The 12298-nt window shown below is 60.5% G+C and carries 15 protein-coding genes; 7 read left to right on the top strand and 8 right to left on the bottom strand.

The window, feature by feature from the left end; genetic code table 11:
- The 5 genes from AB5Y73_RS19135 (at window position 1) to AB5Y73_RS19115 (ending at window position 2997) form a co-directional block, all read left to right on the top strand.
- Window positions 1–702 (top strand): YggS family pyridoxal phosphate-dependent enzyme, encoded by a 702-nt coding sequence (locus AB5Y73_RS19135; protein ID WP_118854299.1) that lies wholly within the window; start codon window positions 1–3, stop codon window positions 700–702.
- A gap of 142 nt (window positions 703–844) precedes the next feature.
- The gene (gene proC, locus AB5Y73_RS19130) at window positions 845–1669 is read left to right on the top strand and encodes a pyrroline-5-carboxylate reductase (protein ID WP_107683807.1); all 825 of its coding nucleotides are present in this window, start codon (window positions 845–847) and stop codon (window positions 1667–1669) included.
- An 11-nt stretch (window positions 1670–1680) separates the two neighbouring features.
- Window positions 1681–2232 (top strand): YggT family protein, encoded by a 552-nt coding sequence (locus tag AB5Y73_RS19125; protein ID WP_047436998.1) that lies wholly within the window; start codon window positions 1681–1683, stop codon window positions 2230–2232.
- Window positions 2232–2534 carry a DUF167 family protein YggU gene (yggU, locus tag AB5Y73_RS19120; protein ID WP_107683808.1) on the top strand — a complete coding sequence of 101 codons (303 nt, stop codon included), beginning with the start codon at window positions 2232–2234 and terminating at the stop codon, window positions 2532–2534. Before AB5Y73_RS19125 ends, yggU begins: the two co-directional genes overlap by 1 nt.
- 43 nt (window positions 2535–2577) lie before the next feature.
- On the top strand, window positions 2578–2997 hold the full coding sequence (locus tag AB5Y73_RS19115) for a DUF4426 domain-containing protein (protein ID WP_005340339.1): 420 nt from the start codon (window positions 2578–2580) through the stop codon (window positions 2995–2997).
- Window positions 2998–3098: 101 nt separating this feature from the next.
- Here AB5Y73_RS19115 and AB5Y73_RS19110 read toward each other — a convergent pair whose 3' ends face one another.
- The 7 genes from AB5Y73_RS19110 to AB5Y73_RS19080 all read right to left on the bottom strand — a co-directional run bounded on the left by AB5Y73_RS19110 (window position 3099) and on the right by AB5Y73_RS19080 (window position 10526).
- Window positions 3099–4295 (bottom strand): NupC/NupG family nucleoside CNT transporter, encoded by a 1197-nt coding sequence (locus AB5Y73_RS19110; protein WP_005348874.1) that lies wholly within the window; start codon window positions 4293–4295, stop codon window positions 3099–3101.
- 182 nt (window positions 4296–4477) lie between these two features.
- Window positions 4478–5413 carry a LysR family transcriptional regulator gene (locus tag AB5Y73_RS19105; protein ID WP_162895473.1) on the bottom strand — a complete coding sequence of 312 codons (936 nt, stop codon included), beginning with the start codon at window positions 5411–5413 and terminating at the stop codon, window positions 4478–4480.
- An 82-nt stretch (window positions 5414–5495) separates the two neighbouring features.
- A complete protein-coding gene (locus AB5Y73_RS19100; RefSeq protein WP_279499323.1) occupies window positions 5496–6032 on the bottom strand; it encodes a glutathione peroxidase in 537 nt (178 codons plus the stop codon).
- A gap of 58 nt (window positions 6033–6090) precedes the next feature.
- On the bottom strand, window positions 6091–6654 hold the full coding sequence (locus tag AB5Y73_RS19095) for an NnrU family protein (protein ID WP_279499324.1): 564 nt from the start codon (window positions 6652–6654) through the stop codon (window positions 6091–6093).
- Window positions 6655–6886: 232 nt separating this feature from the next.
- Complete coding sequence (locus AB5Y73_RS19090; RefSeq protein ID WP_107683811.1) at window positions 6887–8020, bottom strand: glycerate kinase; 1134 nt, start codon at window positions 8018–8020, stop codon at window positions 6887–6889.
- 9 nt (window positions 8021–8029) lie between these two features.
- Window positions 8030–9292: a GntP family permease gene (locus AB5Y73_RS19085; protein WP_005340326.1), complete on the bottom strand. Its 1263-nt coding sequence runs from the start codon at window positions 9290–9292 to the stop codon at window positions 8030–8032.
- A gap of 118 nt (window positions 9293–9410) precedes the next feature.
- Window positions 9411–10526, bottom strand: coding sequence for a sugar diacid recognition domain-containing protein (locus AB5Y73_RS19080; protein ID WP_107683812.1), 1116 nt, complete (start codon window positions 10524–10526; stop codon window positions 9411–9413).
- Between the two features lie 209 nt (window positions 10527–10735).
- Between AB5Y73_RS19080 and AB5Y73_RS19075 the strand changes: the two genes are divergently transcribed.
- Both AB5Y73_RS19075 and AB5Y73_RS19070 read left to right on the top strand, forming a co-directional pair.
- Complete coding sequence (locus AB5Y73_RS19075) at window positions 10736–11110, top strand: YacL family protein (protein WP_026034971.1); 375 nt, start codon at window positions 10736–10738, stop codon at window positions 11108–11110.
- Window positions 11111–11163: 53 nt separating this feature from the next.
- Window positions 11164–11454 carry a hypothetical protein gene (locus tag AB5Y73_RS19070; protein WP_107683813.1) on the top strand — a complete coding sequence of 97 codons (291 nt, stop codon included), beginning with the start codon at window positions 11164–11166 and terminating at the stop codon, window positions 11452–11454.
- A 67-nt stretch (window positions 11455–11521) separates the two neighbouring features.
- Here AB5Y73_RS19070 and AB5Y73_RS19065 read toward each other — a convergent pair whose 3' ends face one another.
- The gene (locus AB5Y73_RS19065) at window positions 11522–12259 is read right to left on the bottom strand and encodes an ABC transporter substrate-binding protein (RefSeq protein WP_107683814.1); all 738 of its coding nucleotides are present in this window, start codon (window positions 12257–12259) and stop codon (window positions 11522–11524) included.
- Window positions 12260–12298 lie beyond the last annotated feature (39 nt).

Raw genomic sequence — 12298 nt, 5'->3', positions numbered from 1 at the left:
ATGAACCAGATTGCCCAGCACCTGTTTCAGGTAAAGGAACGTATTGCCCAGGCCGCCGAACGGGCTAGCCGCAACCTGCAGCAGATCCGCCTGCTGGCCGTGAGCAAGACCAAGCCGGTCGAGGCCATCATGGCTGCCCATGCTGCAGGTCAGCGCTGCTTTGGCGAATCCTACGCTCAGGAAGCAGCGGCCAAGATCGATACATTGCGCCAGCAGCCGGAATATAGCGACATAGAGTGGCACTTTATCGGCCCTTTGCAATCGAACAAATCCAAACTGGTCGCCGAACGGTTTGACTGGGTGCAGAGCGTGGATCGGGACAAGCTGATCGACCGCCTCAACAACCAGCGTCCCGCCAGCATGGCACCGCTAAATGTTTGTCTGCAAATCAATATTAGCGGAGAGAGCAGCAAATCCGGAACGTCGGAACAAGAGATTTTCCGCCTTGCCGAACTGGTTTCTCACAGTGAGCGGCTGGTGCTGCGCGGGCTGATGGCCATTCCCGAACACACCAGTGACGAGACCATATTGGCCGCCCAAATGGCCCGTATGCAGACTCTGTTCACCGAGCTTGCGCGACAATACCCCACGGTGGATACCCTCTCGATGGGGATGACCGAGGATCTTGAACTGGCGATAGCCCACGGTAGCACCATGGTGCGGGTCGGCACCGCCATCTTCGGCGCCCGTGAGTACTCATAGGCAAGGCCAGCGGATAACCCATACGTCCGCCTCTTGCCGCGACTTCATCAACAGGAGCGTTTGATGGAACACCAAATTCTGGCGTCAGGTGGTGCAGGCAGCACCCACCCCACCGCGACCCCATGTGCTACAGGAGCATCTGATGCAGCATAGAACGCTGGCCTTTATCGGCGCGGGCAACATGAGCCGCAGCATCATCGCCGGACTGGTCAAGGCGGGTTATCCCGCCGGGCAGATCACTGCTGCCAACCCCAGTCTGCCCAAGCTGGAGGCGCTGGCGAGCGAACATGGCATTCGCATCACCCAGAGTAATGCCGAGGCGGCCCGTGACGCCGAAGTGATCGTGCTGGCGGTCAAGCCGCAGTTGATGGCCGGCATGCTGGCAGCACTGGTTGAAGAGCTGGGCTCCCTTGAAGGCAAGCTGCTCATCTCCATCGCGGCCGGTATCAAGGTTGCGCGCCTTGGCGAGATGGCCGGTGGCCACGACCGCATCATCCGCACCATGCCCAATACCCCGGCCCTGCTGGGTCTGGGCATGACCGGTCTCTACGCGCCCGTGCATATTGCCGCCGCGGATCGCGACTTTGCCGAGCAGATGATGCAGGCGGTCGGCAAGACCCTCTGGGTGGAGCAGGAGTCTGGCATCAACGGCGTCATCGCCTCAGCGGGCAGTGCTCCGGCCTACTTCTTCCTCTTTATGCAGGCGATCGCCGAAGAGGCGGAGGCGATGGGTTTCTCGCCCGATCAGGCACGCCTGCTGGTGCAGCAGACCGCGCTGGGCGCAGCCGCCATGGTGGAGCAAAACCCGGAGCTGGCGCTGCAGACCCTGCGTGAGCAGGTGACCAGCAAGGGCGGCACCACAGCCGAAGCCATCAAGACATTCCAGCAGCAGGGGCTGATGCCGCTGACTGCGCAAGCCATGCAGGCGGCCGTTGCTCGCGCCACCGAAATGGAAACCCTCTTCTAACAGGAGCCCAGATGAACACTGCTTACTTTCTGATTAACACCGTTTTCGATCTCTACCTGATGGTGATCCTGCTGCGCGTCTGGCTGCAGTGGGCCCGCGCCGACTTCTACAACCCGATGAGCCAGATGGTGGTCAAGCTGACCAATCCGCTGGTGATCCCGCTGCGCCGGGTGATCCCGGGCTTGGGCGGCATCGATCTCGCCTCCGTGGTGCTGGCTCTGGCCATCGCCTTCGCCAAGCTGGCCCTACTCAAGAGCATGAACGTACTGCTGGCGGACTGGCTCAGCATCAGCCTGTTTGCCGCGCTGACCGTGCTGAAGAAAGCGGGCTCGATGATCTTCTGGGTACTGCTGATCCGCGCCATCCTGAGCTGGGTCAGCCAGGGCCGCAACCCCATCGAATACGTGATGCATCAGCTGACCGAGCCGTTCCTCGCCCCTATCCGTCGCGTACTGCCGGCACTGGGCGGACTGGATCTCTCGGTGCTGGTCGCCTTTATCGGCCTGCAAGCCATCAACTACCTGCTGGGTGACCTGTTCGGCCAGCTGTGGTGGATGATTTGATGCCAGCCGTCCTGCAACAAGGGGATGAACTGGTACTGCATCTGGTGATCCAGCCCAAGGCGAGTCGGGATCAGATCATCGGATTGCATGGTGAAGAGCTGAAAGTGGCCATCACGGCGCCGCCCGTCGATGGCCAGGCCAACAGCCATCTGATCAAGTTTCTGGCCAAGCAGTTCAAGGTGGCCAAGGGCCAGGTAACCATAGTACGGGGCGAACTGGGGCGGCACAAAACCGTCGCCATCGACAGCCCCAAACTGTTGCCGCAAGAAGTGTGTGCGCTGCTGAATGACACGCAAGGCTGAATGAATCTGCCTGCGCCAACCGTAGATATGAGAGGGATGACAGATGAAAACAGCCTGGATGAGTGGCCTGCTGGCACTGCTGATGACCCTGCCGCTCAAGGCAGAACAGATGAAGGAGCTGGGGCCCTGGTTGGTGCACTACAACGCCTTCAACTCCAGCTTCCTCACACCGGAGGTCGCCAAGGCGTATGGACTTGAGCGCAGCCGCTACAACGCCATCATCAATATCGCGGTACAGGACAAGCAGAAAGTGGCGCAAGCCGTGGGGATCACCGGTGAGGCCAAGAACCTGACCGGCACCATCCGCACCCTGAACTTTCAGGAGGTAAAAGAGGGCGACGCCATCTACTATCTGGCGACCCTCCCCTACCGCAACGAAGATACCTATCAGTTCACCCTGAAGATCATGGGCGGTGGGCAGCAACAGAACCTCAGCTTCCAGCAGACCTTCTACGTCGACTGAGCACCAACAAGAAGCCCCGACCAAAGCCAGGGCTTCATTTTATCCATATGACAAGGGCGCCATCAGGGCGCCCTTGTTACATCTATTCCGTACCGCAGCGGTTACAGGGCGAGGAACAGACCGGCCAGACAGGCGCTCATCAGGTTCGCCAGCACGCCGGAGAGAATGGCGCGCATACCGTAACGGGCGATGAAGGATTTGCGCTCCGGCACCATGGAGCCCAGACCGCCGATCAGGATCGCCATGGAGGAGATGTTGGCAAAGCCGCACAGGGCGAAGGTCACGATGGCCTTGCTCGACTCGCTCAGGGTCTGATCCTGCACCAGACCGATAAAGGCGACGAACTCGTTGACCACGATCTTGGTACCGATCAGAGCGCCAGCAGCTTGCGCCTGATCCCAAGGTACCCCGATCAGCCAGGAGACGGGGGCAAACAGCCAGCCCAGAATGATCTGGAAGCTCAGATCCAGCCCTACCAGACCGCCAGCCCAGCCGAGCAGGCCATTGAGCATGGCGATCACACCAACGAAGGCCAGCAGGGTGGCACCGACCGCCACCGCAATATTGAGGCCAGACATGGCACCATCGGCCGCCGCTTCAATCACGTTGGTGGCGCGGGGGATCTCTACATCCTGATGGTGATCGACCTCTTCAGCTCCCGGCGGCACCAGGATTTTGGCCATCGCCAGACCGGCAGGGGCCGACATGAAGGCTGCCGCGATCAGGTATTTCAGCTCAACCCCGAGGCTGGCATAGCCCACCAGGGTGCCACCGGCGACGGAGGCGAGACCACAGCTCATCACAGCGAAGAACTGGGAATCGGACATCTTGGAGAGGTAGGGTTTGACCACCAGCGGTGCTTCTACCATGCCAACGAAGATGTTGGCGGTCGCGGAAAGACTCTCGGCACGGCCGGTGCCCAGCAATTTCTGCAAGCCACCACCCAGCAGGGCGATCACCCGAGGCATGATGCCGATGTGGTAGAGGATGGCGATCACCGCGGAGAAGAAGATGATGACCGGCAACACGTTGAAGGCAAAGATGAAGCCCAGCTTGAACTTGGCCAGATCACCGAACAGGAAGGCGATCCCCTCCTGACCATAACCGATCACGCTACTTACGCTCTCGCTGACCCCGTTCAGCACGTGCTGACCAGCAGGCAACCAGAGCACCAGACCGGCAAACATGATTTGCAGGCAGAGGGCAAGGCCAACTGTTCGCAACGGGATACGACGACGATTATCAGAGCAGATGACGGCAAGCGCCAGGATACTCAGGATGCCGAGCAGGGCAATCATAGGGACTCCATCAGGTGGGGCAAAAGATGGGCGCGGATTCTGCGCCTCTCCCCCCGTCACTGCAAGTCCGCTTGGTTACAACCCTGTTAGAAAAAACGTTTGCACGATATCGGTTGCGCCAACTGGCTGATTTGGTTCGATTTTAGTATCAGGAGAAATCGAGAGTTCTTATATGGAAACAATTATTCCTCACCGCCGGACAATTTACCCCCGAGCCAGGGGGCCAGTCGCTGCTCCCAATAGGGTTCGGGGCCAAAGCGGGCCTTGAGGAAATCGATGAAGAGACGGATCTTGGGATCCAGATGTTCGCGACGGGCATAAACGGCGTGTACCGCCATCTGCTGGTTCGGTCGCCACCCTGGCAACACAGGGATCAGCTTGCCGCTCTGCAACTCCTTGTCCAGCAAGTAGTTGGCAATATAGGCGATACCGAGCCCGGCCAGTGCCGCATCCCGCACCGCCTCCGCCATATCCACCCGATAGTTGCCCGCAACCTGCACCGTCTGGCGCTCCTTGCCCTGGCGAAACGACCACTGGTGATAGCGCCGCTCCCGACTCTGGTAAGTGATGCAGTTGTGCTGGGACAGATCCTTGGGATGGAGCGGCGTGCCGTGGCTCAGCAGGTAATCCGGCGAAGCCGCCACCACGAAGCCAATGTCGGCCAGCCGCTGCCCCACCAGCCCTTCCGGCTTGTCCTCATAGGTGGTGAGCCAGAGATCCAGCCCTTCATCCACCAGATTGGTTCTGTGGTCGAACAGCGAGACTTCCAGCTCCAGCTCGGGATAGCGATCCTGAAACGCCTTGAGATGGGGAATGACGTGCAGACGGCCGAAGGATTGTCCCACCCCGAGATGGAGCACACCGCTCACCTTGCCGCGCCGCTCGGCGATCATGGAGTCCGCCTCCTGCGCCACTGCCACCAGCGCATGGCAGTGACGGGCATACTCCTGACCCAGCTCGGTCAGGACGAAGCGGCGGGTGGTACGCTGTACCAGCTGGGCACCAAGGGTGGTCTCCAGCAGCGCCAGCTGCTTGCTGATATGAGATTTGGAGACCCCGAGACGACGGGCGGCGGCAGAGATCCCCTGCTCGCGCACCAGCGCATCGAAGATCACCATTTGAGGAAGACGTTGCAGCACAAGATAACCGGATTGAGTGGCGGGAGCCCATTATTCCAGAGCCGCCCGCCAAGGGGTAGGGTCAGAGCCCCAGCGCCCGGGTGATCTGCAGTTTGAGGGGGTCGTCAGCCGGATTCTGGTTGGCACCGTAGCTGGCGATCAGCCTGCCATCGCGCCCCACCAGATACTTGTGGAAGTTCCAGTTCGGCTCATCCCCATCAGCGGCCGCCGCCAGCCCCTTGAACAGTGGCACAGCATCGGAGCCCCGCACCGCTACCCGATTGAACATCGGGAAGGTGACGCCATAGTCGCGGCGACACACCTCGGCGGTCTTGGTCTCGTTGCCCGCCTCCTGCCAGAAATCGTTGGAGGGGAAACCCAGAATAATCAGCCCTTTATCCTTGTAGCTCTGGTAGAGCTTCTCCAGATCGCGAAACTGACCGCTGTAGCCGCAGTAGGAGGCGGTATTGACCACCAGTACCACCTTGCCCTCGGTCAGCTGACAGAGGTTGTGGCGCTGGGCATTGTTGAGCTCCCGCATCTCCACATTGAAATAATCGGGGCACGCCGCAGAGGCCGCGCCGGCCCCCAATAACAGCAACAGAGTGAACCATTTCATCGCCAAGACTCCTTTTGTTTTGTCCATCATACGCGGTTACCAGAGCCGCAGTTCACTCTCAATGCAATGGAATGCCGGTCAGCCAGCCGTGGCCCCAGAACACCAGCAGCGCGGTGGCAACCAGGCCCGCCCCGACGCTGATGCCGGTGCCCGTCCAGTTGGCCGCAGGACGGGGATATCGCTGCCAATCCCGCACCGAAATCCAGACCATGCTCACCAGCGCCCACAGCCCGATACCGCCAAACAGCACCAAAGATCGCGCCTCGCTGTTGACCAGCAGATGGGCCACCGCCCAGAGCAGGGTACCGAGCAGTTGGGGATGCACCAGCCAACGGCGCAGATGGTTGGACCCCTGGCCGGAGAAGAACAGGATCAGCACAAAGGGCATCATCACCGTCATGGTCATCGGCCCCCACTCCGGCAGGAAGTAGAGCGGCAGCGAGCTGGCCGACCGCCAACCGGCAATGATGCAGGCGATGGCGACAAACACCAGCAGGGAGAAGAGCCCCTTGTAGCGATTCTCACCCAGCCGCTCGCGCAGTCGCGCCCGATTGGCAACTGCAAAACAGGGGTAGAGATGGATCAGGGTAAACAGCGCAACCCCCAGGGTCAGCAGGAACATGAGTCTCTCCTTGTACTTGGTACGACCACTATGCCGTAAAGGGAGATTTGCGCCTATCAAAACCGCGCTTACCCATGGAGTCAAAAGTGTGGCAAGACAAAGGAGCAGAAAGAAAAGAGCCGATCACTATGGATCGGCAAATAAGTGCCAGGGCAGTCAGACATCTCGCGGGATGGGAGATGCCCCAAACGGGGATATTGAGTGGCCGATGGGGCGCATCGGCCGAACCGGATCAGCCCTTGAGCTGATAGAGCGCTGCTACGTTGCGCGCAGTGAGTTGAATGTTGGTGCTGGCGCTCTCCAGCGCTTCCGGCAGAGACATGGCACGGTTGACCACGGCGAAAACTGCATCCAGCCCGTGCTCGTGCACCACGCCGCAATCGTCGGTCAGGCAACCGGAGATGCCGATCACCGGCTTGCCGAACTGCTTGGCGCAACGTGCGACACCGATTGGCGTCTTGCCATGGATGGTCTGGCTGTCGATGCGCCCTTCGCCGGTGATAACCAGGTCCGCATCGGCCACTTCCTCGGCCAGCTTCAGGGCTTCAATCACGATCTGAATGCCAGGCTTGAGTTCGGCACCAAGCAGACCGACCAGCGCGGCCCCCATGCCACCGGCAGCGCCCGCCCCCGGAATATCCTTCACCTGCTTGCCAAGGGCCTGCTCAATGCAGTCGGCATAACGGGAGAGGTTGGCATCGAGCTGCGCCACCATCTCGGGGGTCGCCCCCTTTTGCGGGCCAAACACCGCAGAGGCGCCTTTCGGGCCGCAGAGCGGGTTGTTCACATCGCACGCTACCTCGATAACCAGATCGCTCAGACGCGGATCCAGACTGCTCAGATCGATGGTCGCGAGCTCACTGAGACCTGCGCCACCCAGAGCAATAGGCGCACCATCCGCTTTGAGCAGCTTGCCGCCGAGCGCCTGGATCATGCCGGCACCGCCGTCATTGGTGGCGCTGCCGCCGATACCGAGAATAAGGTGCTTAACCCCCATCTCCAGCGCGGCCAGGATCAGCTCGCCGGTGCCGAAGCTGGAGGTGAGCAGCGGATTGCGCTGCTCGGGCGCCACCAGATGGATGCCGGAGGCGGCGGCCATCTCGATGACGGCGCGCTCGCCATCACCCAGCAGGCCGACGAAGCCCTGCACCTTGTTGCCAAGGGGCGCGGTCACTTCGACCGGCAGGATCCGGCCACCGGTGGCATCGACCAGCGATTGCACCGTGCCTTCACCGCCATCGGCCATCGGCAATTTGACGTAGGTAGCGTTTGGCAACACCTGTTTGAAACCAGCCTCGATGGCATCAGCCACCACCATGGCGCTCAGACTCTCCTTGAATGAATCGGGGGCAATAACAATTTTCATATCAATTCCTTAGGCGAGGCCAAACACGCCAAACATCAGGGTGGAGACAGTGGCAATGGTCAGACCGACTGCAGTTTCGTAAGGGATAAGTTTCAGGCGCTCACCTACCCCCATGTGGACGCTGCCACCGGTGGCATGGAAAAAAGAGCCGTGGGGCATGTGGTCAAACACAGTGGCACCGGCATGGATCATCGCCGCCCCGGCCAGACTGCTGATCCCCAGTTCAATCAGGGTGGAGCTGAATACGTTGGAGGCCACCACGGTACCGGCGGTGGTCGAGGCAGTCGCCAGTGACATCAGGGCACCGGAGATGGGCGCCAGCAGGTAAGAAGGCAGACCGGAGGCTGTCAGGCCGCTGATCAGCACATCTTTCAGGCCGGAGTTGGCAATGATGCCCGCCAGGGTACCGGTACCCAGCAGCATGATGGCAACCGGCGCCATGCGGGCGAGGCCGGAGACCGCAAACTGGTTCACCTTGCTAAATTTACCCATCATCAGGGCACCGACCAGACCACCGAGCGGCAGCGCAATCAGCGGATCCACCACGATACCGGCGACCGGCCGCAGGGCCAGCAGCAGGATGGCGACCAGCGGTGCACTGATGGCGGCGGCAAAGCCCGGCAACTTGGCACCGGCAAAGCTCACCACCTCGTCGGCGGCAACCTTGCTGCCCTTGTTGTTAAGACGCTTGGCCAACCAGTAGGCCATCACCAGACCGAACAGGCCCGGAATGATGCCCGCCGCCATCACAGAGGTGAGGGGCAGATGGAAGGCATCAGCCGCGGCAATGGCGTTGGGGTTGGGGGACATCACGTTGCCCGCCTTGCCGCCGCCGATCATCGCCAGCAGGATGGCCGCCTTGGAGAGATCGGCACGGCGGGCGATGGCCAGCGCAATGGGAGCCACCGTGATGACGGCCACATCCACGAACACGCCGACCGCAGTCAGGATCAGGGTTGCCAGCGCCAGCGCCAGCAGGGCGCGGGTTTCACCCAGCTTCTTGACGATGGTCTCGGCGATAGTGGTGGCGGCGCCCGATTCGATCAGCACGCCCGCCAGTACACCGGCCGCCAGGATCCGCATCACAGCTGTGGTGATCCCCTGGGCACCGCCGATCATCAGGGCGACGGTCTGGGTCAGATCGGCACCGCCAATCAGGCCACCGGCCAAAGCCCCCACGATCATGCCGTAAGCGGGCGGCACCTTCTTCAAAATGAGGATGATGGCGATGGAGAGCGCTGCGATGGCGCCAAGGGCTGTAACCGGGATCATGACGGACACCTTCAATGGGAGTGAATGGCCGCCATTATGGAGATCTGCAATCAGAATGCTTTGGCTTACAAACCAAAAATTGCGTCATGAAAACGTGTTTTTTTATCCAACTTCACAATCACAAGTCGAGATTAAGGCCGAGATAGAGCAAAAATTTTTCGTCTAACTTGTTGAAATTCAACCCGGTTATCTGCTCTATCCGCCCCAGCCGATAGCGCAGGGTATTGGGGTGAATGAACAGGGCTTCGGCACAGCGATGCAGATCACAATCCTGCAAGAAATAGTGGCGCAGGGTCTTCTGCAGCGCCCCCTTGCCATCTTCCCGGGCCAGTTTCTGCAGCGGTGTGCGCAGCTGATCCGCCTGCCAGGAGTCCGCCAGACTGCCCAGCAGCACTGGCAAACGGTAATCCTCAAAGAAGTAGACCTGCTTGCGCGGCGCCTGCCGCATGCCACGGCGCAGGGTATCTCGCGCCGTCTGGTAAGAGCGCGCCAGCCCGTCGATCCCGGCGAAGTAATCGCCCACCGCGATATGCACCTTGAAGTGGGGAATGCGCGCCAGCAACTGCTTGATCCGGCTGCGCTCCTGCGCCGATTGCCAGACGCCATCACTCAATTGTGCCGGTTTGAGCACCACTATCTCGTCGAGCCCGTTGATGGCGACCAGATTGTCCCGCTCCGGATTTTCCAGCTGATGGACCAGCTCCCGCAGACGCGCCGGATCCGCCTCCTCCAGCGCCAGCACGGCTACCACCCGAGGCTGGGCCAACTCCAGCCCGAGAAAGCGGGCCGCCTGCTGCAATTGATCGACTCGCCCCTCACCACGAATGAGCTGCAACACCAGCTCCTCCTTGTGGCGCTTGTCCCACTGCAACTGCTCGGTAAGCGCCGCCTGCTCCAGGATTAGCTCGGCGGTCATTCGCACCAGCTCGGCGTAAGCACGCACTTCCTCCGGATCGCCGGAGATGCCGATCACCCCGATCAGCTCCCCCTGATAGGAGATGGGTAAATTGATGCCGGGTCGCACCCCTTTGAGCTGCAAGGCTGTCGCTTCGCTGATCTCCACCACCCTGTTTTCGGTCAGCGCCAGCACGGCCCCTTCGTGGCGCTGATGAATCCGCTCCGGATTGCCGGACGCAATGATGAGGCCATGTTCGTCCATCACGTTGACCGAGAACGACAGGATCTTCATCGCCCGTGCGACGATCTGGCGGGCAAGATTATCGTTTAGCTGCATAACATCTCCGGACAAGGAACTGATCTGGCGGCACCACCACGGGGCGATTCAGGGCACATGGGCGCAAAGATGCCACATCATCAAGACAAGCGAGAGGGGGATCGCTAGAATAGGCCACTTTACCCGATGTGTGCCCCGCCATGGAGCAGGAATTGCGTGCTTGCACCCGCCTGCCCGTGATGGCCCATCCCTCCGATCTGGACTGTGCTATGGATTATGAATTTCGCCGAGACCCGTTTGGTGGCTATCGCGCCCGGTTCTCCATGGGCCATGAAGCCATCGGTCAGTGGCTGATCGACGAGGTTGGCAAGGATGAGGAGAAGCTCGACGAGCTCTTCTCCATCATTGATCAGCTCTCCAACCGCACCCGAGTCGAATACCGGCTCAACGGCGGTGACTACTCCCTGCTGCTGACCCATGAAGAGGCGGAGGTGAAAGCCAACGCCCTCAATATCGAGCTGGGTGAGGATCTTGACGATCTCGCCTACTACGATGATGAACAGCTGGCCATGTGTGGGCTGGAAGATTTTGCCCAGGTGCTCACCTCCTGGCGCGCCTTTATCCGTAACGAGGATATGGGCTGATTGACCCAATGTCGGGCAAATGTGCCCTTTTGCCTAACTCAACAGGATTGACTATGTCTATTTACGATTTTGATGACGAGCTGCCGGAAGACGAGCAGGATCAACCGAAGAAACCCGCCCAACCCAAGAAGAAAGGCAAGCAGGTGATGAACACTCAGGTCAACCTGAGCCCGCGCGATGCCAGCCGTCTGAACGGCATGCACGTTGAAGCGATCGCCACGCTGGACGACGTCAGCTTGCCGAAGAACGTCATCTTCAAGGCTGGCCTGATCGCCTTGGGCGAACTGGAAGCCGGCAAGCGCGCCGATATCATCGCCCGCGTGATCGCAGAATCAGGCCGCTAAGCGTCCCTGAAGGCATAAAGAAAGCCGGAGCCACTGCTCCGGCTTTTTGTTTTCCGCCTAGGCACTCTCAACGGCAATCGATCCCCTTTCCGGCTCGGGAGATCAGTTGGTCATAGCGGCCATCGGCACGGGCGGCAGCCAGGGCATGATTGAAGCGCTCAAGCAGGCTGGCGGCCTCCGGGTACTGCCGTGAAATGATCAGATAAAAAGTGTCGCTCTGGCGAAAGTGGGGCAATGCCTGCAGATGGCAGGGGTCGCCAAACAGTTGGCGGCTGGCATCCCGGGTCACCGTCTCGTTCATCGGCAGCAGATCGATCCGTTTGCGATCCAGCAGTTGCAGACACTGTGCCAGGGTCTTGGGGCGCTGCAGATCCAGCCCGAAACGCTTGATCACCCCGTCGGCATGGCTGGTGCTCCACCCCAGCGGAATACAGACACGCAACCCTTGCCAGCGGCCAGCCTGAATGGCCTCGCTCCCCCGATAGGTGAACCAGGAGAGGCGATCTATATGAATGGGAGCGCTGTAGTGGAAGAGCTTGGCCCGCTCGGCAGTCCAGGCGTAGGGGAAGGTGGCCGCAACCAACCCATTGCGGGTCAACTGATAGCCGCGGGGCCAGGGCAGGTAGTCGACCTGGATCTCCCGATAACCTGCCTCTTGCAGCAGGGTCGTCACCAGCCGGGTGCTCTCGCCGCCTTCAGGCAGTGCCTTGCCGGTATACGGGGTGAACTCACCAGTCACCAGCAGCAAGGGTGCCGCCTGCAGCCAGACACACCAACAACACAACAACCACAGACAGTGCTTCATCAGCTGCTCTCCCTTTACCCTGTTGATGAGTATAGAGAA

The organism is Aeromonas sp. s7(2024) (assembly GCF_040907825.1).
Taxonomy (GTDB): Bacteria; Pseudomonadota; Gammaproteobacteria; order Enterobacterales; family Aeromonadaceae; genus Aeromonas; species Aeromonas veronii.
The sequence above is the reverse complement of the archived record's forward strand: the minus strand, read 5'-3'. Positions and strand labels throughout refer to the sequence as shown.

Excerpts from the sequence above, each read along its gene's own strand:
- AB5Y73_RS19135 (WP_118854299.1), top strand. The coding sequence starts at position 1 with ATGAACCAGATTGCCCAGCACCTGTTTCAGGTAAAGGAACGTATTGCC.
- proC (WP_107683807.1), top strand. The coding sequence starts at position 845 with ATGCAGCATAGAACGCTGGCCTTTATCGGCGCGGGCAACATGAGCCGC.
- AB5Y73_RS19125 (WP_047436998.1), top strand. The coding sequence starts at position 1,681 with ATGAACACTGCTTACTTTCTGATTAACACCGTTTTCGATCTCTACCTG.
- yggU (WP_107683808.1), top strand. The coding sequence starts at position 2,232 with ATGCCAGCCGTCCTGCAACAAGGGGATGAACTGGTACTGCATCTGGTG.
- AB5Y73_RS19115 (WP_005340339.1), top strand. The coding sequence starts at position 2,578 with ATGAAAACAGCCTGGATGAGTGGCCTGCTGGCACTGCTGATGACCCTG.
- AB5Y73_RS19110 (WP_005348874.1), bottom strand. The coding sequence starts at position 4,295 with ATGATTGCCCTGCTCGGCATCCTGAGTATCCTGGCGCTTGCCGTCATC.
- AB5Y73_RS19105 (WP_162895473.1), bottom strand. The coding sequence starts at position 5,413 with ATGGTGATCTTCGATGCGCTGGTGCGCGAGCAGGGGATCTCTGCCGCC.
- AB5Y73_RS19100 (WP_279499323.1), bottom strand. The coding sequence starts at position 6,032 with ATGAAATGGTTCACTCTGTTGCTGTTATTGGGGGCCGGCGCGGCCTCT.
- AB5Y73_RS19095 (WP_279499324.1), bottom strand. The coding sequence starts at position 6,654 with ATGTTCCTGCTGACCCTGGGGGTTGCGCTGTTTACCCTGATCCATCTC.
- AB5Y73_RS19090 (WP_107683811.1), bottom strand. The coding sequence starts at position 8,020 with ATGAAAATTGTTATTGCCCCCGATTCATTCAAGGAGAGTCTGAGCGCC.
- AB5Y73_RS19085 (WP_005340326.1), bottom strand. The coding sequence starts at position 9,292 with ATGATCCCGGTTACAGCCCTTGGCGCCATCGCAGCGCTCTCCATCGCC.
- AB5Y73_RS19080 (WP_107683812.1), bottom strand. The coding sequence starts at position 10,526 with ATGCAGCTAAACGATAATCTTGCCCGCCAGATCGTCGCACGGGCGATG.
- AB5Y73_RS19075 (WP_026034971.1), top strand. The coding sequence starts at position 10,736 with ATGGATTATGAATTTCGCCGAGACCCGTTTGGTGGCTATCGCGCCCGG.
- AB5Y73_RS19070 (WP_107683813.1), top strand. The coding sequence starts at position 11,164 with ATGTCTATTTACGATTTTGATGACGAGCTGCCGGAAGACGAGCAGGAT.
- AB5Y73_RS19065 (WP_107683814.1), bottom strand. The coding sequence starts at position 12,259 with ATGAAGCACTGTCTGTGGTTGTTGTGTTGTTGGTGTGTCTGGCTGCAG.